The sequence below is a fragment of the Jiangella aurantiaca genome, from assembly GCF_004349105.1.
GTDB classification, from domain to species: Bacteria; Actinomycetota; Actinomycetes; order Jiangellales; family Jiangellaceae; genus Jiangella; species Jiangella aurantiaca.
The window spans coordinates 81,413-106,932 of the sequence record NZ_SMLB01000016.1 but is presented as its reverse complement, the minus strand read 5'-3'; the positions used below and the strand labels follow the sequence as shown (position 1 = coordinate 106,932).

Here is a 25,520-nt window from a genome sequence, read left to right as displayed (position 1 = left end):
GGGTGCCCCGGTTGCGCATCGATCTGCACACCCACAGCAGCGTCTCCGACGGCACCGACCGCCCGGAGAACGTCGTCCGGCGGGCCAAGGAGGTCGGACTCGACGTCGTCGCGCTGACCGACCACGACACCTTCGACGGCTGGGCGGCCGCGCTCGCGGCCGGTGACGAGACGGGCGTCGAGGTCGTGCCGGGTGCGGAGATCTCGACGAACCTGCGCGGCCACGGCGTGCACCTGCTGGCGTACCTGGTCGACCCGGCGTACGAGCCGCTGGCCGCCGAGCTGGGCCGGGTCCGGCACGACCGCCGCACCCGGCTGGCCCGCATCGCCGCCGCGCTGACGGCCGCCGGGCTGCCGATGGACGTCGCCGACATCCTGGCCCACTCGCCCGACGCCTCCACCGTCGGCCGGCCGCACGTCGCCGACGCGATGATCGCCAAGGGGTACGTGCGCGACCGCGAGGAGGCGTTCGCCTGGTGGCTCGGCCAGGGCCGGCCGGGCTGGGCGGCGAAGTACGCGCCGGACATCGAGGAGGCCATCCACCTGGTGCACGCGGCCGGCGGGGTGTGCGTACTCGCGCACCCGTGGGGCCGCGAGGGCGCCCGCCGTGCGCTGACGCCGTCGGCCGTCGAGGCGCTGCGCGACGCCGGACTCGACGGCATCGAGGTCGACCACCAGGACCACGACGACGCCAGCCGGCGGACCCTGCGCCGCGTCGCGCGGGAGCTCGACCTGGTCGTCACCGGCTCGAGCGACTACCACGGCACCGGCAAGCTCGACCACGAGCTCGGCGTCAACACCACCGCACCGGAGGAGTGGGAACGGCTACGATCGCTGGCCGGCGGGAGCGGACCCCGCCGCGACCACGACGAGCGCACTTGGAGTCCCTAGGTGAACTGGCAGCTGTTCGGCGAGGTCGTCGTCACGCTGTTCGTGATCATGGACCCGCCGGGCACCGTGCCGGTGTTCCTCGCGCTGACCGGCAACCGGCGGCCGGCCGAGCGGACCCGGGCCGCCTGGCAGGCGGTCGCCGTCGCCGGGGGCGTCATCACCGTCTTCGCGCTGTTCGGCCGCACCATCCTCGACTACATGCACATCAGCCTGCCCGCCCTGCAGGGCGCCGGCGGGCTGCTGTTGCTGCTGGTCGCGCTCGAGCTGCTGACCGGGAAGGCGGACCAGCCGGAGACCGCGGCCGCCGGGAACGTCGCGATGGTGCCGCTCGGGACGCCGCTGCTCGCCGGGCCGGGTGCCATCGTCGCGACGATGGTGTTCGTGCAGGACTCTGACGGCGGGTGGGACGTCCTCGCGCTGGCGCTCGGAATCGTGGTGGTCCTGTTGTGCATCTGGGCGTCGATGCGGTTCAGCGTGCTGCTGCTGCGGGTGCTGAGGGAGTCCGGCATCCTGCTGGTGACGCGGATCGCCGGCCTGCTGCTGTCGGCCATCGCCGTGCAGCTGGTGGCCGACTCCGTCCGGGCCTTCGTCGCGGGCGCGGGATGATGGCCGGCCTCGATGCCGACCGCGAGGTCCTAGGCGGCGAGTCCCACCAGGGAAAGGGAACGCTGTCGGTGCCGGGCGGGAGAATGAACGCATGAGCCAGCCCATCCTCGACGGCATGCCGCGGCGCCTGTACAGCGCCACGCCCACGCGGCTGAACACCTGGCTCGACTGTCCCCGCCGCTACCGGTTCACCTACCTCGACCGCCCGCCGCCGCCCAAGGGCCCTCCGTGGGCGCACAACACGCTGGGTGCCGTCGTGCACAACGCGCTGGCCGGCTGGTGGCGGCTGCCTCGCGACGCCCGCACGCCGCACCGGGCCGGCGCCATGGTCGACGAGTACTGGACGGCCGAGGGCTTCCGCGACGCTGAGCAGGCCGACCTCTGGCGGGTCCGGGCCCGCGACATGGTGACGGGCTACGTCGCCAGGCTCGACCCCGACGACGAACCCCGCGGCGTGGAGCGCACGGTCGGGCTCATCCATGGCGGCACGTCGCTGACCGGCCGCATCGACCGCGTCGACCAGCGCGGCGACGAGCTGGTCATCGTCGATTACAAGACCGGCCGGCACGTGCTCAGCACCGACGACGCGCGCAGCTCGCTGGCGCTGGCCGTCTACGCCGCGGCGGCCGCCCGTACACTGCGCACCCCGTGCCACCGGGTCGAGCTGCACCACCTGCCGTCCGGCACCGTCGCGGTGTGGGAGCACGACGACCGCACGCTCACCCGCCACCTCGACCGCGCCGACGGCATCGCCGCGGAGTGCGCCGAGGCCGACGCCGCGTTCCGGGCCGGCGACACCGGCGACACCCGGTTCCCGCCGCGCCCGTCGTCGCTGTGCGGCTGGTGCGACTACCTGCAGCACTGCTCTGAAGGGCGGGCGTCCACGTCCACCCGGGCCTCCTGGGCCGGTCTGGAGACGTCCTGACGGCGGCCGTGACACCGTCCTGACCTGGTTTCGTCCGGTCGGTCACGTTTATCCGGGCGCGCCCGAGCGCATGATCATGCCGGTGCCGCCACCCGGACGACGCGGTGGCGTACGCTGAGTGACGGTTACCCCCGACCCGGAAGGAGCGCGGATGGCAGGGCGCTACGGCGTCTCGGCCCGATCGGCCACGCGGCACTCGTCTCGTCGTCGTTCCCGCGTTCGCCGCCGCTCCCGCATCCACGGCGTGCGGGTCACCGTGCTCAGCTGCTCCCTTGCGGTCACCACCGGCCTGTTCGCGCTGGCCGGTACCGCCACCGGGCCGGACGTCCCAGCCAGCGCGGGCGCGCTGCCGCCGCTGTCCGAACGCGACGGCGACGACGCCTCCCGTGGCACCACCGACCGCGGCCTCGGCCCCAAGGCCGCCCGTCCGGCCATGGTCAAGGTGATCGTCGAGCCGCCGGCCGACCCGAACGCCAAGCCGGTCGCCAGCGCCCCGCTCCCGGCCGGCAGTGGCTCCGGCCACCGGGTGGTGTTCGACATCACCCAGCAGCAGGTCTGGCTGGTCGACGCCGACGACACCGTCGTGCGTACCTACCTGGTCTCCGGCAGCCGCTACGACCAGCTGCCCACCGGCACCTTCGAGGTGTTCTCCAAGTCCCGCGACGCCGTCAGCTGGCACGGCACCGAGACCATGGAGTACATGGTGCGGTTCTTCCGCGGCCAGAACTCCAACATCGGCTTCCACGACCTCCCGGTCGACACCGCCACCGGCACCGAGGTGCAGACGCTCTCCCAGCTCGGCACGCCGCTCTCCGACGGCTGCATCCGCCAGGACCTCGAGGACGCCGTCGCGCTCTGGGAGCACACCGAGGTCGGCACCCCCGTGGTCGTGCTCCGTACCTGACGCCCGCGCGTAAGGGCTGGACCGAGCCGTGGCCGTCGGGCTAGGCGTGTCCTCCCGTCGCGCTGCCAAGCAAACGCGCGGGCCCGCTCAACGTGATCAACGCACGCGTGGGCTGGCCAACGCTCGATCAGCGGCCGCTCAGTGCGGCTGGCAGCTCCGCGCGGCTGGTGATGCCGAGCTTGGCGTAGATGCGGGCCAGGTGGCTCTCGACGGTGCGGGTGGAGATGCTCAGCCGGCGGGCGATGTCGCGCGAGGAGATGCCGGCGGCGGCCAGCGGGGCGATCTCCTGTTCACGGCGGGTCAGCGCGATGGTCTGTTGCCGCGGCGGGTTGGTCCAGATGCCGTAACCGGCCAGCGTCGCCTCGAACGCCGACGCCAGCTCGGTGTCGCCGGCGGCCAGGGCACGGGCGTAACCGGCCATCGCTTCGGCCCGGGTGAGGCCGTCGCACTGCTTGGCGGCGGCGGCCATCCGGTCCGCGACGTCGGACAGTGTCAGCTCGCGCGCCGTCGGCAGACTGTCGGCCAGTCCGAGCAGCGCGACGTGCAGCGAGTCCAGCTCGGCAGGCGGCAGGTTCGCGGCGGCCGCGGCGTCGGCGGCGTCCAGGGCCTGGTCGACGGCGTCGCCCTCGCGGCGGGCCAGACCGACCCACAGCAGCGTGCGGCGGCGCCGGCCGAAGATCGTCGACGATTCGTGCACCGGCTGGCGCAGCGCCTCCTCACGGAATCGGGCTGCTTCCTCGACGTCGCCGAGCCAGACGGCGGACTCCGCGGCCAGCGCCAGCACGGCCGGCAGCAGGCCGCGCGGGTCGGACTCGTGCAGTGCGGCGATGGCGCCGCCCAGGTGCCCGGACGCCTCGGACCAGCGGCCGCGGGCCATCGCGAGCTGGGCCTCGACCAGCCCCGGCACGTTGCGGTGATGGTGGACGTGCTCGATGTCGAGGTCGGACTCGTCGGCGTGCATCCGCTCCGCGCCGTCGACGTCGCCGGCGAACAGCCGGATCACCACCATGGCGGCGCGCAGCGGCATGAGGAACGCGGTCGCCTCGGACAGCGACTCGCGGGCGGCGTCCATGTACCGCTCGCCCAGCCGGAGCGCCTCGGCCACCCGGCCGGCCCGGGCCAACGACAACTGCACCGGCGCGGCCAGCTGGATCCGGGCCAGCAGCGGCAGCGTCGTGTCGCTGAGGAAGTCGACCGCCTCGTCCAGCGCCTCGCCGGTGCGCCCGACGTTCATCAGCACCGTCAGCCGGTGGCCGCGCACGACGGCGGACGACTGCGGGGAGCCGGCGACCCGCGGCAGCGCCTCGTCCAGCAACCGGACCGCCGCCTCGGGGTCGGCCTGTCCGTGGAACAGCACGTCGGCGCCGGTGATGGCCGCGTGCGCCTCCAGCGCCGGCGTGAGCACCTCGGCGGGCAGCGCGTGCAGCTGGTCGAGGTCGGCCTGGGCGCGGTCGACGGCGCCGAGTACTCGGTGCGCTCGGGCCCGCTCGGCCAGCGCGCCCGCCACCACGCCGTCGTCGGGGTCGGCCAGCAGCGCGAGATCGGCGAACCGGCGTGCGTCGGCGGCCTGCTGGAGCCGGTTGGCCAGCGCGGCGGCCTCGACGAGCAGTTCCGGCTCGGGCACCGACCCGGCCTCGAGCGCCCACGACACCCACCGCAGCAGGTCCGGCAGCGACGCGTCGTGCGGGGCGGGCAGGTGCCGGACCACGCGTTCGCGCAGCACGCGGCGCCGGCCGGGCGGCACCAGGCTCCGGATCGCCTCACCGTAGACCGGGTGCGACAGCCGGGCCGTCGGTGGCGCTGCGGCGTTGTCGACGACCAGCATGCCGGCCTCGACCAGCGAGTCGACCGCGTCGGTGTCGGCCAGCTCGAACAGCAGCGGCAGCGGCAGCGACTCGGCCAGCGAGACGATCTCGAGCACCTCGCGCTCGCCGTCGGGGCGGCGGCGCAGCTCCGCGGTGACCAGCTCGATCAGGCGGCCCGGCACCACCGGCCCGGTCCATGTCCACACGCCGTGGTGGTCCACGAGCTCGTCCCGGCTCAGCGCGGAGCGGACCAGTTCGCGCAGGTAGAGCGGGTTGCCGAGGCTCGCTTCCCACATGCGGCGGTCGGTGTCGCGGCCGACGACGCCGCCGAGCGCCTCGCGCAGCAGCAGCGTGGTCTCGGCGCGGTCCAGCGGCGCGACGTCGATCCAGCGCAGCCAGCCGTCCTTCCACAGCGCCACCAGGTCCTCCGGGATGCCGGGGTTCGGCCGGCTGGTGACCAGGAGCCGAGCGCGCTTCGCCATCGCCAGCATCCGCAGCAGGCCCGCGCTGGCACCGTCGAGCAGGTGGCCGTCCTCGACCCGCAGGATCACCGGCCGGCCGCCGGCATCGCGGCTGAGCCGGTCCGCGGCGGCCTGGAACACCGAGATCGGGCTGGCGTCGGCGTGCGCGGCGACGTCGGTGAGCAGCGGGGCGAGCGCGCCGAGCATGACCGGCTGCGCCCGACTCGGCGATGTGACGGTCACCACATACGCGCTGCCGGCGGCCGCCTCCTCCAACCGGCTCGCCAGCGTCGACTTGCCCACGCCGGACTCGCCGACCAGCAGCACGCCGAACGCCGTAGCGGGGTCGTCGCCGGTCAGGACCTGCAGCGCGGCCGCGTACTCGTCATACCGGCCGACCAGCGGCCACTGACTCAGCGCGTGAGTGGCGTGCATGCACGCCAACGGTAGAGGCAGATGAGCATGATCGCGGTGATCGGCGCGGAAGAATTTACGTAATCACTACGGATGCCGCGGCGTGCGGCTCTTCGTAGCGTTGGGCACAGCTTGTCGCCCGGTCAGACGGGCGCGACAGGTTCGGGATGACGGCGGGCTGGTACCACGTCGGACTCCCGTGCTCGGCCGGATCCGTAGGGGGCGCCTGCGACGCCGGCCGCGCTGCCTTCCGGTGACCGTCGGCACCCTCCACCCCGAGGTCACACCACCCCTGCGCTGGCGGTCATCGGAAGGCGGTACCGGACCGAAGGGATCCGGCGACCCCCTCCCCCGTGGGGTCACCGGGTCCCTTCGCCGTTTCCGCGCTGCCGCTCGCCGCCGCTCGTCAGGACGTGGCGGTGGGGTCGGCCTCGGGTGCATGGCCGGCGCTGCCGCCGTCGTCGACGGCCTTGCCGCCACGGGTGCGGCGCCGGCTGCGCTGCCGGCGCGGCCGCGCCTCATCGTCGAAGCGGGGTTCGGAGTGGCCGTGGCCGGCCGCCGCCGGCTCGCCGCCACGGGTGCGACGCCGGCCGCCGTTGCGCCGGCGCGGCTGGCGGCCGCGGGCCTTGCCGGTCTCGCCGAGGTCCTCGAGCTGCTCGGCCTCCAGGCCGGCGCGAGTGCGCTCGGACCGCGGCAGCGTGCCCTTGGTGCCCGGCGGGATGCCGAGGTCGTGGAAGAAGTGCTCGCTGCTGGAGTACGTCTCGACCGGCTCCGGGTAGGGGAGGTCGAGAGCGTCGTTGATCAGTTTCCAACGGGTGAGGTCGTCCCAGTCGACGAAGGTGACGGCGACACCCGACGCGCCGGCCCGGCCGGTGCGGCCGATGCGGTGCAGGTAGGTCTTCTCGTCCTCGGGGCACGTGAGGTTGACGACGTGGGTGACGCCCTCGACGTCGATGCCGCGGGCGGCGACGTCGGTGGCCACCAGCACGTCGACCTTGCCGCTGCGGAACGCCCGCAGGGCCTGCTCGCGGGCGCCCTGGCCGAGATCACCGTGGACGGCGGCCACGGCGAAGCCGCGGTCCTTCAGCTCGTCGGCCAGCCGCTGGGCGGCCCGCTTCGTCTGGCTGAAGATCATGGCGAGGCCGCGGCTCTCGGCCTGCAGCAGCCGCGCGACCATCTCGTCCTTGTCCAGCTGATGCGCCCGGTAGACGAACTGCGCCGTGGTGGGCACCGTCTGGGTCTCGTCGGGCGACTCGGCCCGGATGTTGACGGGGTGCCGCATGTAGCGGCGGGCCAGCCCGATGACAGCCGCCGGCATCGTGGCCGAGAACAGCATGGTCTGCCGCAGCTCTGGGGTCAGCGCGATGAGCTTCTCGACGTCGGGCAGGAAACCCAGGTCGAGCATCTCGTCGGCCTCGTCGAGCACGAGCACCTTGACGTGGCTGAGGTCGAGGTGACCCTGCGCGGCGAGGTCGAGCAGCCGGCCCGGCGTGCCGACGACGACGTCGACGCCCTTGGTGAGCGCGTTGACCTGCGGCTCGTAGGCGCGGCCGCCGTACAGCGTGGTGATGCGGACCTTGCGCACCGTCGACGCGGTGGTGATGTCGCCGTTGACCTGCACGGCCAGCTCGCGGGTAGGCGTGACGACGAGCGCCTGTGGCTTGCCCGGCTCGTTCGCCAGGCCGTAGTCGCGGTCGCCGGGGGCGACAATGCGCTGCAGCAACGGGATGCCGAACGCGAACGTCTTGCCGGTGCCCGTCCGGGCCTGACCGATGAGGTCGCTGCCGGTCAGGGCCACGGGGATGGCCATCTCCTGGATGGGGAAGGCCTCGGTGATGCCGACGCGCTCGAGCGCCTCGGCGATGGGTGGGAACACACCCAGATCGGTGAAGGTTGTCAGGGCGTCTCGCCTCATTCGTCGCTGGAACCCCGAGGCCGCGAGACGGCGTGTACGTGACGCGCCACCGGGCCGCGCGCCGGCGATTGGCGCCGGCGGGCCCAGAGGCCGCGTGGTACGCGTACGGACGTCCGGTTCGTCCCCAGGGGGCGCCCGTTTCGCCCGGACGCCATCTATACCATCGCCCAGTGTAACGGCAAGTGGAATGGAGTGCTGTCCACCGTCATCCGCGCCACGCCGTTATCGTTGCGACCGTGAGCGCGAACGACGCCTTCGACGACCCCGTCTACCGCGCCGGCGTCGTCGACCTGCTGGGCCTTCTGGGGCTGGGCGAGCTGACGGGGTTCGAGCGCATGGCCGCCGATGCCGGGCTGGCGCCGACGCTGGCCGACAAGGCCGCGCTGGCCGGCATGGCGGTCACCGAGTTCCACCACTTCGAACGCATCCGCGACCGCCTCGACGAGCTGGGCGCGCCGGTCGACGAGGCAATGGCGCCGTTCCGGGTGCCGCTGGAGCAGTTCCACGCCAACACAGCGCCGGCGGACTGGCTGGAAGGGCTGGTCAAGGCGTACGTGGGCGACGGCATCGCGGCCGACTTCTACCGTGAGGTGGCCGAGACCGTCGACCCTGCGACGCGGCAGCTGGTCATCGACGTGCTGGCCGACGCCGGGCACGCCGACTTCGCCGTCGGCCGGGTGCGCGAGGCCGTCGACGCCGACCCGCGGCTGGCGGGACGGCTCGCACTGTGGGCCCGCCGTCTGGTCGGCGAGGCGCTCGCGCAGGCCCAGCGGGTCGCCGTCGATCGGGACGCGCTGGCGTCGTTGCTGGTGGGCGGCGTCGACCGCCCGGGCATGGACCTCGCCGAGCTCGGTCAGCTGTTCGCGCGCATCACCAGGAAGCACACCGACCGGATGACCAAGCTCGGCCTGTCCGTCTGATTCAGACCGTGCCGAACCCGACCCGGCGCTCGACCGGCTCGCCGATCTCGACGTACGTCAGGTGCACCGTCCGCACCAGTACGCGCCGGCCCCGCTCGTCGACAAGGTCGAGCAGGCCCTCCTGGTCGGTCATCGCCTCACGGACGGCGTTCTCGATCTCTTTGGGAGACTGGCCGCTCTCGAGCACCAACTCGCGTGTGGCGTTGTGCACGCCGATCTTGACCTCCACGGCCACCCTCTTTTCTCCCCTCGAACACAAGGACCTGCTGTCAGTGTGGTCAACCTCAGGCTAGTCGAGCCGATTCCGCCGTCGTGCGGTGTGCGCCGCGAGCGTAATCAGGCGTCGCGCTTGGGGAAGCCACGAATACCCCGCCAGCCGAGCGTCGCGACGAGTTCCGCGGCCGCCTCGCGCGGGATGCTGCCGCCGGAGGACAGCCAGTACCGGGCGGTGACCTGGGCAATACCGACCAGGCCGACGGCGAGCAGGTTCGACTCCTCCGGTGGCAGGCCGGTGTCGTCGGCGATGATCTGGCTGATCTCCTGCGCGCACAGCTCGGTCAGGCGGTCCAGCCGCTCGCGAACGGCCGGCTCGTTCGGCAGGTCGGACTCGAACAGCAGCCGGTAGCCGCCGGAGTCGTTGTCGACGAACTCGAAGTAGGCCCCGACGGTGGCGATGACGCGCTGCTTGTTGTCGTCGGTGGAGGCCATGGCGCGGTGCAGGATCGCCAGCAGCTCGTTCTTGCTGGCGTCGAGCAGGGCGATGTACAGCTCGAGCTTGCCGGGGAAGTGCTGATAGAGGACCGGCTTGCTGACGCCGGCGCGGTCGGCGATGTCGTCCATGGCGGCTGCGTGGTAGCCCTGCGCCACGAACACCTCGCGGGCGGCACCGAGCAGCTGGGTCCGGCGCTGGTCCCGGGGCATGCGGATACCGCGGGCCGGGATGGCGGGCACGGTCGTCACGGCACTCCTCGGATTGGATATATGCCGGGATCGTATCGTTCCCAGCAGCGAATCCTCAGCGGTAGTCGTCCTCGTCGAACCCGACCAGCTGGCGCTGTTCCTGCGCATCGGCGGGGTCGACGCCGTCGGGGACGTCGGCCGCGGTGTCGTCGGAGTCGTCCGCTTCGTCCACCAGGTCACGGTGCTGCTCGCTCAGATCGCCCTCGGCGACCTCGGGATCGTCGTCGCTCCAACGCTCTGCCACTGTGCACCTCCCGTACCCGTGCTGCATCATTCGGGACTGACGTCAGACCCTGCGGTCGGCTGTCAAACCCCTCATCGACGGTACCCGCTCAGCGTTCCCACAGTCTGCGGTGTGCCAACATCTCAGTGTGGAACGGATCGAGGCCTGGCCGGGGGAGTTGCGGACGCTCTCGACCGGGCGGCGCGCCTTCGTCCGCCACACCACGTCGGCCGCGGCTGACGACGCCGACGCCCGCGACGACCGCACGCCGCTGGTGTACGTGCACGGCCTGGGCGGGTCGTCGACGAACTGGACGTCGCTCATGCGCGAGCTGCGCGACGACGCCGAGCAGTGGGCCATCGACCTCCCCGGGTTCGGCGAGTCGCCGCCAGGAGACCACCACACCGTCGCCGAGTACGTCGCCGACGTCGTCGCGTTCCTCGAGACGTTCGACCGGCCGGTGCACCTGGTCGCGAACTCCCTCGGCGGCTTGATCTGCGTGTACGTCGCCTCACGGCGGCCCGACCTCGTGCTGACGCTGAGCCTCGTCTCCCCGGCGATGCCGCAGTACCGGCTGCCGTGGGCGGCGCAGGCGACCGCCGTCATGGCGCTGCCGTGGCTGGGCGAGCGGATCCTGCGCACGGTGGCCGCGATCCCGGCGGAGAAGCAGGCCGAACGGCTGACGGAGATGCTGTTCGCGAACGCGGCCGTGATCCCGGTGGCGGAGCTCACGTTCGCCGCCGAGCAGCGCGACCGCTGGACGCGCCAGCCGCATGCCGACGCCGTCCTGCTCGCCGCACTGCGATCGATCGTCGCTCAGTACACCCGGCCGGGACGGCGGTCGGCCTGGTACGCCGCCAGCCACATCCTGCGGCCCACCCTGGTGATCATGGGCGCGCGCGACGCGCTGGTGGGCGCGTGGGGCCGGACCCGATGGCGGCGGGCGCTGCGCTACGCCCGGCTGGTCTACATGCCGAACACCGGGCACGTCGCGATGATGGAGCACCCGCGCGCCGTCGCCGAGGTCATCCGCGAGTTCGTGCGCGACGCGTCCAGAATACGGACGTCGGCGTCCATCAGGCGAACACTCGATCGGGGAATGCCGCACCCCGTGGCACCGTTGGCAGAGGAAAGAAACCACGCCTCGAACTGACGGAGCCGATCGTGTCCCTGCCTCCTCTGGTGGAGCCCGCCCCCGAGCTCACTGTCGATGAGGTCCGCCGCTACTCCCGGCACCTCATCATCCCCGACGTCGGCATGGCCGGCCAGAAGCGGCTGAAGAACGCGAAGGTGCTGGTCGTCGGTGCGGGCGGACTCGGCTCGCCGGCCCTGCTGTACCTCGCCGCCGCGGGCGTGGGCACGCTGGGCATCGTCGAGTTCGACGAGGTCGACGAGTCCAACCTGCAGCGGCAGATCATCCACGGGCAGTCCGACGTCGGCCGGTCGAAGGCGCAGTCCGCGCGCGACTCCGTCAAGGAGGTCAACCCGTACGTCAACGTCGTGCTGCACGAGACGCGGCTCGACAACGACAACGTGCTCGAGATCTTCGCCGGCTACGACCTCATCCTCGACGGCACCGACAACTTCGCCACCCGTTACCTGGTGAACGACGCGGCCGTCCTGCTCGGCAAGCCGTACGTCTGGGGCTCGATCTACCGGTTCGAGGGCCAGGTCAGCGTGTTCTGGGCCGAGCACGGGCCGAACTACCGCGACCTCTATCCCGAGCCGCCGCCGCCCGGCATGGTGCCGTCGTGCGCCGAGGGCGGCGTGCTGGGCGTGCTGTGCGCGTCCATCGGCTCGATCATGGTCACCGAGGCGATCAAGCTGATCACCGGCATCGGCGACCCGCTACTCGGCCGGCTGATGATCTACGACGCGCTCGAGATGAACTACACGACGCTGAAGATCCGCAAGGACCCCACCGCCGAGCCGATCACCGAGCTGATCGACTACGAGGCGTTCTGCGGCACGCTCAGCGACGAGGCCGCGGAGGCCGCCGCCGACGCGACGATCTCGGTGGTCAAGCTGAAGAGCTGGCTCGACGAGCGCGAGCGCGGCCAGCGCGACTTCTTCCTCGTCGACGTGCGCGAGCCGAACGAGTACGAGATCAACCGCATCCCCGGCGCGGTGCTCATCCCGAAGGGCGAGTTCCTCACCGGCGAGGCGCTGGAGAAGCTGCCGCAGGACAAGCAGGTCGTGCTGCACTGCAAGTCGGGCATGCGCTCGGCTGAGGCGCTCGCGGTCGTCAAGGGCGCCGGCCTGGCCGACGCCGTCCATGTCGGCGGCGGGGTGGCCGCCTGGGTCAATCAGATCGACCCCTCCCAGCCCTCGTACTGATCCTCGGGTTCCGTCCCCGGCTGGAGGTACCCAGCGCTGAGCGGTCAGAGCAGGTCGCGGCGCTGCATCTGGGTCCACAGCACCCAACCCGGCAGGATCGGCAGCCAGAACGACACCAGCCGGAACACCAGGACCGCCGTCACCGCCGTCGTCGCGCCGACGCCCAGGGTGCTGACGCCGGCGGTCAGGGCGGCCTCGACGGCGCCCAGGCCGCCGGGGGTCGGGACGGCCATGCCGAGCGTGTTGCCGACCAGCTGGACGACGGCCATGGCGGCGAGGTTCGCCGACCCGCCGACCGCCAGCAGGCAGGTGTAGAAGCAGAAGATCAGGCTGGCCGACTGCAGCACGATCCCGGCCAGCGCCACCAGCAGCTTGCGCGGGTTGCTGAGCACGTCGAGCAGCCGGGGCAGACCACGCTCGGCGAAGTCGCTCCATAGTGCCCGCATCCGCAGCCGCACCGGTGGGATCAGCGCCAGCACGGCCGCGGCCGCCAGCACGATCAGCACGATGATCAGCGTGTTCAGCGACGGGTCGATGTCCGGCGCGGCCGACGACCCGGACACGACGCCCAGGATGCCGATGACCGGGAACGTGATGGAGACGTTGGCGACCTGGTTGGCGGCGACGCTCGCCGCCGCCAGGGGGGCCGCGACGCCGGCCTTCGTCAGGACCCGGATGTTGATCGCGACGACGCCGACCGTGGCGGGCGCGAACAGCCGCAGGAAGCCCAGCGACACCTGCGCCCCGACGACCCGCCAGAACGGCACGTTCTCCGGCACGAAGCCGAGCAGCGCGAGCGTCGCCCCGATGTAGCTGGTGAACATCAGCACGATTGCGATGAACAGCCACCGCCAGTCGGTCTGCGCCCACAGTTGCGTCAGCGACACGTCCGACAGCTGGGTGCCGACGAGATAGACGGCGAACACCACGCCCACGCCGGTGAGCAGCGACAGCGGGCGCAGCCGCTGCAGCCGCACCGGCTCGTCGGGCTCCTGGCCGATGCTACTGACCAACCCGTCGCGCAGCTTGGTGAGCACGTCGCGGCGGCCCTTGAGGTCCAGCCGGGTCGAGCGGGCCAGCGCCACCGGCTGCAGCAGCGGGATCGCGGCGCTGACGACGTCGCGGCCGAGCACCCGGATCGCGCTCTCGATGGTGCGGTCGACGCCGACCACCAGCGCGCAGCCGACCAGGGCCTGCGCGAGGTCGGCGCGGATCGCCAGCTCCGGCGCGGCCACCTCGCCGCCGGACGGGTCGAGCAGCCAGACCTTGCCGGCCTCGGAGATGAGTATGGTCCGCCCGGAGATGCGCCGGTGCGCCACCTCGTTGCGGCGCAGCCGGCCCAGCTGCCGCCACAGGTCCTCGAGCATCGCGTCGGTGACCTGGTCGGCCGGCATCTTGGCGAGGATCGTGCCGGGCACGTGATCGTAGACGATGGCGGCGGCGTCGGACCCGATCCGCAGGACGTTGCGCAGCTTCGGCGTGCGCGCGCCGGCCCGCGAGACGGCGAGGGCCTGCAGCGTGATCTGGTTGACGGCGTTGCGCATCGTCACCATCTGGCGCGGCAGCACCTCTTCGCGCGTGCGGATCTGGTCGGCGGCGCGGACGACGATGCCGGCGCCGTCGTTGTCGCGGTCGAGCACGAGGACGCCGAGCGAGCCTTGCGTGCTCTCGGCGATGTAGCGGCGGTACTTGTCGACCGGGTCGGCCCGCAGCGACGTGACGTCGTAGCCGTTGTCGCGCAGGACGGCGGCGACCTTGTGCCCGTTGGGCGCCAGCGACGGCTGCCCGCTGACCAGCCGCACCAGCAGACCCATCGCCCGTCCGACGCCCAGCGACACCAGCAGGCCGCCGACGGTGACCTCGCCCTGGAACAGCCAGACGGCGAAACTGCCGGCGATGGCGAACGCGGCGACCTGCCGCGTGCGCGGCAGCTGCAGCCGCGACACGACGGTCATCATCGCGACCAGCAGCGTCGGCATGGCGGGCACGGCCGACCCGTCGAACCCGTCGACCACGGGGACGAAGGTGTCGTGCAGCCGCTCCGGCGCCGGCCCGGCCAGCCAGTTGGACAGCAGCGCCGCCGCGACGGAGGCCAGCGCCCCGGCGGCCAGCAGCTCGACCGTCGTGCGCATGCGGCCGCGGACCATCAGCAGGAACACCAGCACGGGCGGCAGCAACAGGCTCGCCAGCTCCGACGCCAGCGCGATGAAGTCGACCGGGCCGCTCGGCACGACGCGGTTGACGTCGGCGAGGTCGGCAGTCAGGCCGGTCAGCGTCCGCTCGGCCACGACGGCGAGCGCCGCCAGCGCCGTCATGAGGACCAGGACGAAGACCAGGCGCAGGCCGTCGATCGGGCGACGGGTACGGCGGGGCAGCGGTGGCTCCTCGACCACGATCTTCCCGGCCGGAACCCGCCGCGCGCGTGTCGCCTCGGTCGTCTCCGTCATCGCAGACCGATCGTCGCATGCGGGCGGGTCGCTCATGGCGACGACCCGCGAGTCAGAGCAGGTCGCGCCGCCGCATCTGCGTCCACAGCACCCAGCCGGGCAGGATCGGCAGCCAGAACGACACGATGCGGAAGACCAGCACCGCGGTCACCGCCGCCGAGGCCGGGACCCCGAGCGTGCTGACGCCGGCGGTCAGCGCCGCCTCGACCGCGCCCAGGCCGCCGGGGGTCGGGACGGCGGTGCCCAGCGTGTTGCCGACCAGCTGGACGACGGCGAGGCCGGCGAGGTTCACCGTCTCGCCGACCGCCAGCAGGCAGGCGTAGAAGCAGAGGATCAGGCTGGCCGTCTGGCCCAGGATGCCGCCGACCGCCATGGTCAGCTTGCGCGGGTCCGTCAGCACGTCGAGCAGCCGGGGCAGGCCGCGCTCGGCGAAGTCGCTCCACAGCTCCCGCAGCCGCGACCGCACCGGCGGAATGATCCCGACCACCGCGGCGGCCAGCAGCAGCCCGAGCACCACGATCAGTGTGCTCGACGACGGCAGCCCCGGCAGCGCCGTGTACCCGGAGATCACCGCCAGCACGGCCAGCAGCGGGAACGTGACGGCGACCTGCGCCACCTGGTTGGCCGCGACGCTCGCCGCCGCCAGCGGCGCCGCGACGCCGGACTTCGTCAGCAGGCGGATGTTCATCGCGACGTTGCCCACGGTCGTCGGCGCCATCAGCCGCAGGAAACCGATCGCCACCTGCGCGCCCACGACCCGCCAGAACGGCACCCGTTCCGGCACGAAGCCCAGCAGGCCGACCGCCATCGTGACGTAGTTGGCCAACATGAGGCCGACCGCGAGGATCAGCCACCGCCAGTCGGTGCGGTCCCACAACTCGGTGAACGACACGTCGGACAGCTGGGTGCCGACCAGGTAGACCGCGACCACCGTGCCGACGCCGGTGAGCAGCGACAACGGCCGGATCCGCTGCAGTCGGAGCGGCTCGGCCGGCGCGCCGAGGCGGTCGACCAGCCGGTCGCGCAGCTGGATCAGCACCTCGCGATGGCCCTTGACCTGCTGCCGGGTGCCCGGCGTCAGCGCGATCGGCTGCAGCAGCGGGATGGCCGCGCGGACGACGTCGGGGCCCAGCACGTCCAGCGCGGTGTCGACGACGCGGTCCGGACCGGCGACGATGCTGCTGGCGGTGAGCGCCTGGGCGAGGTCGGTGCGCATCGCGACGTCGCTGGCGGCCAGCTCGCCGCCGGAAGGGCTGAGCAGCCAGATGCGGCCGTCGTCGTCGACCATGATGGTGCGGCCGGACAGCCGCCGGTGCGCGACGTGGTTGCGGCGCAGGTCGCCGAGCTGCCGCCAGAGGTCGGTCAGCATGGCGTCGGTGACCTGGTCGCCGCTCAGGTCGCCCAGAGCGGTGCCGTGGACGTAGCCGTAGACCAGCGCGGCGGAGTCGCCGTCGATACGCAGGACGGTCCGCAGCTCCGGCGTGCGGGCGCCGGCCCGGGCGACCGCGAACGACTGCAGTGCGATGCGGTCGATGGCGTCGCGCAGCGTGACCGTCTGCCGAGGCAGCACCTCCTCACGGGTGCGCAGCCGGTCGACGGCCCGGGCGATCGTACCGGCGCCCTCGTGGTTGCGGTCCAGGACCAGCACGCTGTACCGGGCGTCGGGCGTCTCGGCGGTGAGCCGGCGGTACTCGCCGGACGGGTCGGCGCGCAGCGCCTTCAGCTGGTAGCCGGCCGCCTCCAGCGTCGTGGCGATCTTCTGCCCGCTCGGCGCCAGCGACGGCTGCCCGCCGGCGATGCGCACCAGCAGTCCGGCCGCGACGCCGATGCTGGTGGCGATGAGCAGGCCGCCGACGGTCGCGTCGCCCTGCAGCAGCTGGACGGCGTACGTGCCGGCGATGGCGAACAGTGTGACGTGCCGTAGCCGCTTCACGTCCAGCTGCGACACGACGGTGACGACGGCGACCAGCAGCGCCTGGTAGGCGGGCACCGGCGTGCCCTCGGCCCCGGCGACGTCCGGGACCAGGCTGTCCTGCAGCCGCTGCGGCGCCGGACCGGTCAGCCACTCCGACACCAGCGCCGCGGCGACGGACGCGGCGACGCCGGCGAGCAGCAGCTCGACGGTGGTCCGTATGCGGCCGCGGATCATCAGCACCGCGACCAGCACGATCGGCATGACGACGCCGGCCAGGTTCGCGGTGAAGTCGACGATGCCGACGATGCTGCCCGGCACCCGGGTGTTGAGGTCTTCGAGGTCCGCCGTGATCGAGGTCATCGTCCGCTCGGCGATGATCGACATCGCGACCAGGCCGGTCAGCACGCCGCTCACGATGAGCAGCGACAGCACGTCGGCCGGCCGTCGGGTGCGTGGAGGCAGCGGCGGCTCGTCGACCACGATCTCGTCGGCCGACGTGCTGGCTGCGTCCATGTGCTCGGTCATCGAAGCAGCATCGTCGCACGCCGGGGCGCGGCCGGCGGTCAGGCACCATGGGCGGATGGACGACGAGTACGTCGAGGCGGTGCTGAGGGTGGTCGAGCGGATCCCGCCGGGCCGGGCCATGTCGTACGGCGCCATCGCTGATGCGGTGGGCTTGGTGCTGGGCCGTGGCGGGCCGCGGCAGGTCGGCACGGTCATGTCGACGGTCGGCGGGACGGTGCCGTGGTGGCGCGTGGTGACGGCGGCAGGCCGGCCGCCGCGCGGCCACGAGGTGCGGGCGCTGACGGAGTTCGCCGCGGAGGGCACACCGTTGACGCGCGACGGTGAGCGGGTCGACCTGCGACGTGCGGCCTGGTATCCGGACTGACGGGCGCGCCCGTGCCCGTGATCATGTTCGCTGGCGGTCGCTGAGACGCCGCGAATGCACCTGATCACGACGTACCGGCGCGGGATCGCGAGCCTGTCGGACCCGCGTGGTGGGATGGGACCAGTCGTCGGGGAGCAGAGGAAGGAGCGGCAGTCGGTGAGGCGTCCCGCAGCCGTGCGTCTGGTGCGCACCGTCCGGCCCGCGGCCCCGCCGGTCCGCCTCGACGACGCCCAGCGGGCGGCTGTCGAGCACCGCGGCGGGCCGCTGCTGCTGCTGGCCGGACCGGGCACCGGGAAGACCACCACACTGGTCGAGGCGGTCGCGCACCGGGTGCAGCACGACGACCTCGACCCCGACCGCGTGCTGGTGCTGACGTTCAGCCGCCGGGCCGCCGGTGAGCTGCGCGAGCGCATCGCCCGCCGGCTTGGCCGGACCATCCGCGAGCCGCTGGCGCGCACGTTCCACTCCTACGCGTTCGGCCTCCTGCGCCGCGAGGCCATCGCGCTGGGCGAGCCGTCGCCGCGGCTGCTGGGCGGGGCCGAGCAAGACGTCCTCGTCCGCGAACTGCTGCGTGGCGACGTCGAGCAGCTGGGAGCCGACTACTGGCCCGACCACCTGCGCCCGGCGCTGCTGACCCGCGGGTTCGCCGCCGAGCTGCGCGACTTCCTCATGCGGGCGGTCGAGCGCGGCATCGGCGCAGACGAACTCGTCGAGCTGGCCGATCGGCACGGCCGTGACGACTGGCTGGCCGCCGCCCGGTTCGCGCGGCAGTACGCCGGCGTCACGGCGTTCCGCTACCCGCCCACCTATGACCAGGCCGAGCTGGTGCGGGCCGCCGCCGGGCTGCTCCGCGACGACCCCGCGCTGCTGGCCCGCGAGCGGCAGGCGCGCGCGTTCGTCGTCGTCGACGAGTACCAGGACAGCGACCCCGCCCAGGAGGAACTGCTGCGACTGCTGGCCGGCGGCGGCCGAGAGCTGCTCGTGGTCGGCGACCCCGACCAGTCCATCTACGGCTTCCGCGGCGCCGAGCCCGAGGCGATCCGCCGCTTCGCCGACCGCTTCGCCGCCGCCGACGGCTCGCCCGGCGAGGTCATGGCGCTGACGGTGTCGCGGCGGTGCGGGCCGCGGCTGCTGACGGCGTCGCGACGGGTCGCGGCGAGGCTCGGCGGGCTGAGCCGGCACCGCGAGCTCCGCCCGGCCACGCCACATGCCGAGCATGGTGCCGACCGCGCCTCCGTCCACCTACTGGCCAGCGCCAGCCAGGAGGCCGCGTTCGTCGCCGGGCGGCTGCGGGCGGCGCACCTGCTCGACGACGTGCCGTGGGACTCCATGGCGGTGCTGGTGCGCAGCGCGTCCGCCATCCCTGTGCTGCGCCGGGCGCTGGCCGGCGCCGGCGTGCCGGTGAGCGTGCGCGTCGAGGACGTCCCGCTGGTCGACCAGCCGCCGGTGCGGGCGCTGCTGACGGTGCTCGAGCTGGCCACCGGGCTGCGCGAGCTCGACGTCGAGACCGCGCTCGACCTCATCACGGGGCCGCTGGGCGGCGCCGACGCGCTGGCCGTGCGGCGGCTGCGGCAGGAGCTGCGCGCGCACGAGCTCACCGCCGGCGGCGGCCGGGCCTCCGGCGAGCTGCTGGTCGAGGCCCTCACCAGCCCCGACGAGCTGCGCTTCCTCGACGACCACGCCGTCGCACCCGCGACCCGCGTCGCCGGCCTGCTCACCGCCGCGCGCGAGGCGGCCGCCACCGACGGCGCCACCGCCGAGGACGTGCTGTGGGCGGTGTGGACGCGGTCCGGGCTGGAGGCCCGCTGGACCCGCGCCGCGCTGTCCCGCGGCCGGGCCGCACCGGCCGCCGACGCCGACCTCGACGCCGTCGTCGCCCTGTTCGACGCCGTCGCGAAGTTCGTCGACCGCATGCCCGGCGCCCGGCCCGAGGGGTTCGCCGAGCACCTGCGCGACCAGCAGCTGCCCGCCGACACCTACCGGCCGGGTGGCCCGGCCACGGCCTCCGTGAGCATCCTCACCGCGCACGCCGCCAAGGGCCTGGAGTGGGACGTCGTCGTGGTCGCGGGTGTGCAGGAGGGCGTCTGGCCCGACGTCCGCGAGCGCGGCAGCCTGCTGGGCACCGAGTCGCTGGTCGACCTCGTCGCGCACCGCGACGACTCCGCCGTCACCCGGGCCAGCGCCCGGCTGGCCGAGGAGCGCCGGCTGTTCTACGTCGCCGTCACCCGGGCCCGGCAGCGCCTCTACGTCACCGCGGTGTCCAACGAGGAGTCGCAGCCGTCGCGGTTCCTCGATGACATCGACCCGCTGCCGGCCGACGGCGCCGTCGAACGGCCCGTCCAGCCGGCGGGGCGCGGGCTCGACCTCCCCGCCGTCGTCGCGGAGCTGCGCGGTGTCGTCTGCGACCCCGCCCAGCCCGACGAGCGTCGGCGCGGCGCCGCGCACCAGCTGGCCCGGCTCGCCGCCGCCGGCGTGCCGCAGGCCGACCCCGACGAGTGGTACGGGCTGCGCCCGGTCTCGGTCACCGAGCCGCTCGGCCACCCCGACCAGCCGGTGCGGGTGTCGCCGTCGAAGGTCGAGGAGTTCAACCGGTGCGAGCTGCGCTGGCTGCTCAAGGCGTGCGGCGCCACCGATTCCGACCTGCGCCGGGCCGGCATCGGCTCGCTGCTGCACGACCTCGCCGAGCGGGCCGCCGTCGAGGGCTGGTCCGACGACAAGCTCCTCACCGAGCTGGACAACTCCTGGCCGGGCATCGACGCAGGCGAGGGCTGGGTGGCCGCGCGCGAGTACGGCCGGGTCCGCGACATGGTCCAGCGGCTGGGCCGGTGGCTGCGCGACAACCCGCGCTCCATGGTCGGCGCCGAGCTCGACTTCGACGTCCGCATCGGCGAGGCCCGGCTGGTCGGCCGGGTCGACCGCCTCGACGCCGACGGCGACGGCCGGCTGGTGGTCGTCGACTACAAGACCGGCGTCTCGGCGCCGACGACGGCCGAGGTGGCCGAGCACGCCCAGCTCGCCGCCTACCAGCTGGCGGTCGTGCACGGCGGGTTCGACGCCCACACCGACGGCGAACGGCGCAGCGGGGGAGCGAGCCTGGTCCAGCTCGGCAAGGACGCCAAGGGCCAGGCGAAGGAGCAGCTGCAAGGAGCGCTCCCCGACGACGGCGAGCCGACCTGGGCGCACGAGCTGATGGAACGCACCGCCCAGGGGATGCGGCAACCGACGTTCCGCGCCGACAAGGGCGGCTGGTGCGGGTACTGCCCGGCCCGGCCGTCCTGCCCGGTCTGGCCCGAGGGCGAGCAGGTGACGCCGTGACGACGGTGTCCATCTCGCCGACGGAGCTGGCCCGCCGCCTCGGCCAGCCCGACCCGACCCCGGAGCAGGAGGCGGCCATCGCCGCGCCGCTCGCGCCGGGCGTCGTCGTCGCCGGGGCCGGATCCGGCAAGACCGAGACCATGGCGGCGCGGGTGGTGTGGCTGGTCGCGTCCGGCCTGGTCCGGCCCGAGGACGTGCTCGGCCTGACGTTCACCCGCAAGGCCGCGCGCGAGCTGGCCGCCCGCATCCGCCGCCGGCTGGCCCAGCTGGCCGCCCGCGGGCTGGTGCCGTCCGACCTCCTCGACGGCGAGCCGACCGTCCTCACCTACGACGCCTACGCCGGGCGCATCGTCGCCGAGCACGCGCTGCGGCTGGGCCGCGAGCCCGGCGCCCGGCTCATCACCGAGGCGGTGGCCTGGCAGTACTCCCAGAGGGTGGTCTCGTCCTACGACGGCGACATGGACGCCGTCGGCTACGCGCCGTCCACCGTCGTGCAGAAGGTGCTCGACCTCCACAACGAGCTGGCCGGGCACCTGGTGACGCCGTCGCGGGTCCAGGAGTACTCGGCCGAGCTGCGGGCGCGCGTCGAGTCACTGCCCAAGGCGAAGGGCCAGCGCACCAAGGACCTGCTCTACGCCGACGTCGCGAAGGGCCTGGCGGTGCAGGATGCCCGGCTGGCGCTGCTACCGGTCGTCGAGGAGTTCCGCGCCCGCAAGCAGGCCGACGAAGTGCTCGACTTCGCCGACCAGGCCGAGGTGGCCGCCACGCTGGCCGCCCGGTTCCCCGAGGTCGGCGAGGCCGAGCGGGCCACGTACCGCGTGGTGCTGCTCGACGAGTACCAGGACACCAGCCACGCCCAGCTGGTGCTGCTGCGGTCGCTGTTCGGCCGCGGCCACCCGGTCACCGCGGTCGGCGACCCCTGCCAGTCCATCTACGGCTGGCGCGGCGCGAGCGCCGGCACGCTGACGTCGTTCCGCCGTGAGTTCCGGCCGTCCGGCGCCGACGGCGACGGCGAGGCCGCCCTGGCCCGGCTCGACTCGCTGACCACGAGCTTCCGCAACGGCGCCGAGATCCTGCAGGTCGCGAACCGGCTGTCGCAGCCGCTGCGGGCGCAGGGCCTCGACGTCCCGGAGCTGACCGCATTCCCCGGGCTGCCGCGGTCCACCGTCGTCGCATCGCTGCACCTCACCGCCGACGACGAGGCTGCCGACGTCGCGCGCCGGGCCCGGGCGTTCTGGGACGCCTCCGACGACGTCCGCACGGTCGCGGTGCTGGTCCGCAACCGCAGCCAGATACCGCGGCTGGAGTCCGCGCTGCGTGCCGTCGACCTGCCGGTCGAGGTCGTCGGCGTAGGCGGCTTGCTGGCCACGGCCGAGGTCGGCGACGTCGTGGCGACGCTGCGAGTGGTCAACGACCCGTCTCGCGGCGACGCGCTGATGCGGCTGCTCACCGGCTCGCGCTGGCGCATCGGGCCGCGCGACCTCGACGCGCTGGCCCGCTGGGCGCGGCGGCTGGGCCGGCCCGACGACGACTCCGGCGCCACGCGACGGCCGACCATGCGCGAGGCCGCCGCCGAGGGCATCGCGCTGGACGAGGTCGACGAGCTGAGCATCGTCGACGCGCTCGACGCGCTGCCGCAGGGGGGTGACTGGTTCTCCGCCGAGGGCGACCGCCGGCTACGTGCGCTCTCGGCCGAACTGCGCGAGCTGCGCACTCGCACCGGCCAGTCGCTCACCGAGCTGGTGCACGACGTCCAGCGCACCCTCGGCCTCGACATCGAACTGGCCGCCCGCCGCGGCCCCGGTGGCCGGGCCAACCTCGACCGTTTCCTCGACGTCGCGGCGGAGTTCGAGTCGCACGGCGACGCGCCGACGCTCTCGGCGTTCCTGGCCTACCTCGACGCCGCCGAGACCGCCGAGCGCGGCCTGGCGCCCGGCGAGGTCGAGGTCTCCGGCGACCGCGTCCAGGTGCTCACGGTGCACGGCGCCAAGGGCCTGGAGTGGGACGCCGTCTTCGTCACCGGGCTGGTCGACAAAGTATTCCCGTCCGGCGGCGAGAAGCAGCGGGCCTGGCTGGGCGACCCGGGCGAGCTGCCGTACGCGCTGCGCGGCGACGCCGGGTCGCTGCCGTCGCTCGACCTCGCCGGCGCTGCCGACCAGGTGGGCGTGCGCGACGCGGTCGACGCGTTCTACGGCGACGCCGCCGCGGCGGCCCGGCTCGAGGAGCGCCGGCTGGTCTACGTCGCCGTCACCCGGGCGCGGTGGCTGCTGGTCTGCTCCGGTTACTGCTGGGACGACGCCACCCGGCCGCGCGAGCTGTCGATGTTCCTGCACGAGATCAAGGTCGCCTGCGAGGAGGGTGCCGGCGAGATCGGCCTGTGGGTGCAGCCGCCCGAGGACGACGACACCAACCCGCTGGCCCAGGACGTTCGCGAGCTGCGCTGGCCGTACGACCCGCTGGGGCAGCGGCGCGCGCTGCTCGAGGACGGCGCGGCGCTGGTCCGGGCCGCGCAGGGCGTCGTCGACGGCGTGCTGTTCGACCCCGAGCAGCCGGTCACCGAGTGGGACGCCGAGGTCGAGCGGCTGCTGGCCGAGCGGGAGCGCAACTCCTCCCTGCGGCCCATCGACGTCGCGCTGCCCGAGCACTTGTCCGTGTCGCAACTGGTGGCGCTGCGCGAGAGCCCCGAGAACCTGGCCCGGGCGCTGCGCCGGCCGGTACCGCGGCCACCCGCGCCGCTGGCCCGCCGGGGCACGCTCTTCCATGCCTGGCTGGAGTCGCGCTGGGGCGCGCCGCGGCTGGTCGACGTCGACGAGCTGCCCGGGTTCGCCGACGACGGCGCCGCGCCTGACCGCGAGCTGGCCTCGCTGCAGGAAGCGTTCCTGCGCAGCGAGTGGGCCGGGCGTACCCCGGTCGAGGTCGAGGCGCCATTCGAGCTGCTGGTCGGTGGCGTGCTGCTGCGCGGCCGGGTCGACGCCGTCTTCACCACCGACCACGGCGGCATCGATGTCGTCGACTGGAAGACCGGCCGGCCGCCGGCGACGGACGAGGAGGCCGCCGCCCGCACCGTGCAGCTCGCGGCGTACCGGCTGGCTTTCGCCCGGCTCTACGGCCTGCCGCTCGACCACGTCGGCGCCGCGTTCCACCACGTGCGCCAGGACGTCACCGTCCGGCCGGCGGACCTGATGGACGAGGCTGAGCTGACGACGCTGGTGACGGCCGTGCCGGCGGCGGACTGAGCCCACGATGGTCGCCGGACCGCGCTGCCCTGCTCGGCGCCGGTCCGGCAACCATCGCGCTCCCGCCGCTCCGTCCCCGTGGAGCTCCTGCGGGAGGCACGTCCCGGCCGCGGCGCGAGAGAGACGCGGCCATGGGACCTATGTCCACCACTGTGGTGAATGCTGGGGTGGTCCTCCAGGTCACGTCGCGATCTGTGACGATCGGTGCGGTTCTGTGACGGAGCACGTGGCCGGCGCCGCGGGAGCCAGGCCGCCCAGTCCACGCCGAAGTGCGCATCATACCTGTTCGTGGGGCGTTTGGCAGTAGAAATGACTCATTGTCTCGGTCTCGGAGACAGCCCTTGATCGGCATGGCTCGCCGGGTGAGACTCCTGTCTCGTGACCCCCGCGCTGAAACCGCTGCGCCGCATCGCCGCGTACGCCGTCTGCCTCGACGTGTCGAAGCGCGTGCTGCTGATCCGGGAGTCGGTGCGGTCCGGAACGCCAGGCGTGTGGACGCTGCCGGGCGGCAGCGTGCTGCACGGCGAGCACCCGCGCGACGCCGTCGTCCGCGAGGCGGCCGCGGAGTCCGGCCTGCTGCTGCGCGCCGTCACACCCATCGACGTGCTCGCCGACACGCGGGCGCGGCCGCACCGCGAGGTCACCCTGCACACCGACCGCATCCTGTTCGAGGCCGAGGTGATCAGCGGCGAGGCGGAGCCGCTGTCGCCGATGGTCGACGACGTCCGCTGGGTCAGCCTCGACGAGGCCGCTACCCTGCAGCTGCGCCCGTTCGTCGCGCAGGTCCTCAAGCTGCCGCTGTCGACGGTCGACCTGCCGCCCGAGCAGATGCCGGAGCTGCCCGGCTTCCACATCCAGCAGGCGCCCGACGGCCGGCACACGGTGCAGCGGTTCGCCGCGTACGGCCTGGTCCGCGACCCGCGGGGGCGGATCCTGCTCACCCAGGTCGCCGACGGCTACCCCGACGCCGGCTGCTGGCATCTGCCCGGCGGCGGCACCGACTTCGGCGAGCAGCCGGCCCAGGCGCTGCTGCGCGAGCTGCACGAGGAGACCGGCCAGGCCGGCCGCATCCGCAGGCTGCTCGGCGTCGCCAGCCACCGCGATCCCGAGCAGGTCGGCCCCGAGGGCTTCGCCATCGATTGGCACGGCGTGCGGCCCTACTACGACGTCGTGGTCGACGAGCCCGCCGAGGTGGTGCTGGCCGACGTCGGCGGCTCGACCGTCGGCGCCCGCTGGTTCGACCGGGCCGACGTCGCCGCGCTGGCGCTGACCGCCGTCACGACCGAGGCGCTGCGCGCGGCCTCCTGACGCCCGCCCTCCCCGAAATGATCGAGGTGAGTGGGGTCCACCTGCTGTCG

18 protein-coding genes are annotated in these 25,520 nt (G+C 73.5%); 11 read left to right on the top strand and 7 right to left on the bottom strand.

The genetic code is table 11. The features are described 5' to 3' along the window. Positions 1-11 precede the first annotated feature (11 nt). The 4 genes from E1262_RS14000 to E1262_RS13985 all read left to right on the top strand — a co-directional run bounded on the left by E1262_RS14000 (position 12) and on the right by E1262_RS13985 (position 3,325). On the top strand, positions 12-890 hold the full coding sequence (locus tag E1262_RS14000) for a PHP domain-containing protein (RefSeq protein ID WP_132103745.1): 879 nt from the start codon (positions 12-14) through the stop codon (positions 888-890). Then, positions 891-1,496, top strand: a complete 606-nt coding sequence (locus E1262_RS13995; RefSeq protein WP_132103744.1) for a MarC family protein — start codon at positions 891-893, stop codon at positions 1,494-1,496. Positions 1,497-1,587: 91 nt separating this feature from the next. Further along, positions 1,588-2,421 (top strand): RecB family exonuclease, encoded by an 834-nt coding sequence (locus tag E1262_RS13990; RefSeq protein WP_132103743.1) that lies wholly within the window; start codon positions 1,588-1,590, stop codon positions 2,419-2,421. 151 nt (positions 2,422-2,572) lie between these two features. Beyond that, complete coding sequence (locus E1262_RS13985) at positions 2,573-3,325, top strand: L,D-transpeptidase (protein WP_132103742.1); 753 nt, start codon at positions 2,573-2,575, stop codon at positions 3,323-3,325. A gap of 127 nt (positions 3,326-3,452) precedes the next feature. On the opposite strand, the gene E1262_RS13980 is transcribed toward E1262_RS13985, so the two are convergent. Together E1262_RS13980 and E1262_RS13975 are read right to left on the bottom strand one after the other, a co-directional pair. Further along, positions 3,453-6,026, bottom strand: coding sequence for a LuxR C-terminal-related transcriptional regulator (locus tag E1262_RS13980; protein ID WP_132103741.1), 2,574 nt, complete (start codon positions 6,024-6,026; stop codon positions 3,453-3,455). A 385-nt stretch (positions 6,027-6,411) separates the two neighbouring features. Continuing rightward, entirely contained in the window at positions 6,412-7,881 is a 1,470-nt protein-coding gene (locus E1262_RS13975) for a DEAD/DEAH box helicase (RefSeq protein WP_238992929.1), read from the bottom strand. A 263-nt stretch (positions 7,882-8,144) separates the two neighbouring features. Here E1262_RS13975 and E1262_RS13970 point away from each other — a divergent pair, with 263 nt between their 5' ends. Beyond that, positions 8,145-8,840 (top strand): ferritin-like fold-containing protein, encoded by a 696-nt coding sequence (locus E1262_RS13970; protein WP_132103771.1) that lies wholly within the window; start codon positions 8,145-8,147, stop codon positions 8,838-8,840. A gap of 1 nt (position 8,841) precedes the next feature. Here the strand turns inward: E1262_RS13970 and E1262_RS13965 are convergent, their stop codons facing one another. The 3 genes from E1262_RS13965 to E1262_RS13955 all read right to left on the bottom strand — a co-directional run bounded on the left by E1262_RS13965 (position 8,842) and on the right by E1262_RS13955 (position 10,044). Further along, positions 8,842-9,069 (bottom strand): DUF3107 domain-containing protein, encoded by a 228-nt coding sequence (locus E1262_RS13965; RefSeq protein ID WP_132103739.1) that lies wholly within the window; start codon positions 9,067-9,069, stop codon positions 8,842-8,844. 107 nt (positions 9,070-9,176) lie between these two features. Then, positions 9,177-9,761, bottom strand: a complete 585-nt coding sequence (locus E1262_RS13960) for a TetR/AcrR family transcriptional regulator (RefSeq protein ID WP_420810527.1) — start codon at positions 9,759-9,761, stop codon at positions 9,177-9,179. Positions 9,762-9,855: 94 nt separating this feature from the next. Further along, positions 9,856-10,044, bottom strand: coding sequence for a hypothetical protein (locus E1262_RS13955; RefSeq protein ID WP_132103737.1), 189 nt, complete (start codon positions 10,042-10,044; stop codon positions 9,856-9,858). 127 nt (positions 10,045-10,171) lie between these two features. Here E1262_RS13955 and E1262_RS13950 point away from each other — a divergent pair, with 127 nt between their 5' ends. Together E1262_RS13950 and moeZ are read left to right on the top strand one after the other, a co-directional pair. Continuing rightward, positions 10,172-11,176, top strand: coding sequence for an alpha/beta fold hydrolase (locus E1262_RS13950; protein WP_162605899.1), 1,005 nt, complete (start codon positions 10,172-10,174; stop codon positions 11,174-11,176). A gap of 11 nt (positions 11,177-11,187) precedes the next feature. Beyond that, positions 11,188-12,360 carry an adenylyltransferase/sulfurtransferase MoeZ gene (gene moeZ / locus E1262_RS13945; protein ID WP_132103735.1) on the top strand — a complete coding sequence of 391 codons (1,173 nt, stop codon included), beginning with the start codon at positions 11,188-11,190 and terminating at the stop codon, positions 12,358-12,360. Between the two features lie 44 nt (positions 12,361-12,404). Here the strand turns inward: moeZ and E1262_RS13940 are convergent, their stop codons facing one another. Together E1262_RS13940 and E1262_RS13935 are read right to left on the bottom strand one after the other, a co-directional pair. After that, on the bottom strand, positions 12,405-14,807 hold the full coding sequence (locus E1262_RS13940) for a lysylphosphatidylglycerol synthase transmembrane domain-containing protein (RefSeq protein ID WP_132103734.1): 2,403 nt from the start codon (positions 14,805-14,807) through the stop codon (positions 12,405-12,407). A 52-nt stretch (positions 14,808-14,859) separates the two neighbouring features. Next, on the bottom strand, positions 14,860-17,247 hold the full coding sequence (locus tag E1262_RS13935; protein WP_132103733.1) for a flippase-like domain-containing protein: 2,388 nt from the start codon (positions 17,245-17,247) through the stop codon (positions 14,860-14,862). Positions 17,248-17,302: 55 nt separating this feature from the next. On the opposite strand from E1262_RS13935, the gene E1262_RS13930 reads away from it, so the two are divergent. The 4 genes from E1262_RS13930 to E1262_RS13915 all read left to right on the top strand — a co-directional run bounded on the left by E1262_RS13930 (position 17,303) and on the right by E1262_RS13915 (position 25,470). Then, positions 17,303-17,611, top strand: a complete 309-nt coding sequence (locus tag E1262_RS13930) for an MGMT family protein (protein ID WP_132103732.1) — start codon at positions 17,303-17,305, stop codon at positions 17,609-17,611. A 156-nt stretch (positions 17,612-17,767) separates the two neighbouring features. Further along, positions 17,768-20,926, top strand: coding sequence for an ATP-dependent helicase (locus tag E1262_RS13925; RefSeq protein ID WP_203453855.1), 3,159 nt, complete (start codon positions 17,768-17,770; stop codon positions 20,924-20,926). Next, positions 20,923-24,162: an ATP-dependent helicase gene (locus E1262_RS13920; RefSeq protein ID WP_162605898.1), complete on the top strand. Its 3,240-nt coding sequence runs from the start codon at positions 20,923-20,925 to the stop codon at positions 24,160-24,162. The genes E1262_RS13925 and E1262_RS13920 overlap by 4 nt, the downstream gene beginning before the upstream one ends. Before the next feature lie 378 nt (positions 24,163-24,540). Further along, complete coding sequence (locus tag E1262_RS13915; protein ID WP_132103729.1) at positions 24,541-25,470, top strand: NUDIX hydrolase; 930 nt, start codon at positions 24,541-24,543, stop codon at positions 25,468-25,470. The last annotated feature ends 50 nt before the right edge of the window (positions 25,471-25,520 follow it).

What these genes read in the sequence shown, in the direction of transcription:
- E1262_RS13990 (WP_132103743.1), top strand. Translation starts at nt 1,588, where the DNA reads ATGAGCCAGCCCATCCTCGACGGCATGCCGCGGCGCCTGTACAGCGCC.
- E1262_RS13985 (WP_132103742.1), top strand. Translation starts at nt 2,573, where the DNA reads ATGGCAGGGCGCTACGGCGTCTCGGCCCGATCGGCCACGCGGCACTCG.
- E1262_RS13980 (WP_132103741.1), bottom strand. Translation starts at nt 6,026, where the DNA reads ATGCACGCCACTCACGCGCTGAGTCAGTGGCCGCTGGTCGGCCGGTAT.
- E1262_RS13960 (WP_420810527.1), bottom strand. Translation starts at nt 9,761, where the DNA reads ATGCCCCGGGACCAGCGCCGGACCCAGCTGCTCGGTGCCGCCCGCGAG.
- E1262_RS13940 (WP_132103734.1), bottom strand. Translation starts at nt 14,807, where the DNA reads ATGACGGAGACGACCGAGGCGACACGCGCGCGGCGGGTTCCGGCCGGG.
- E1262_RS13935 (WP_132103733.1), bottom strand. Translation starts at nt 17,247, where the DNA reads ATGACCGAGCACATGGACGCAGCCAGCACGTCGGCCGACGAGATCGTG.
- E1262_RS13930 (WP_132103732.1), top strand. Translation starts at nt 17,303, where the DNA reads ATGGACGACGAGTACGTCGAGGCGGTGCTGAGGGTGGTCGAGCGGATC.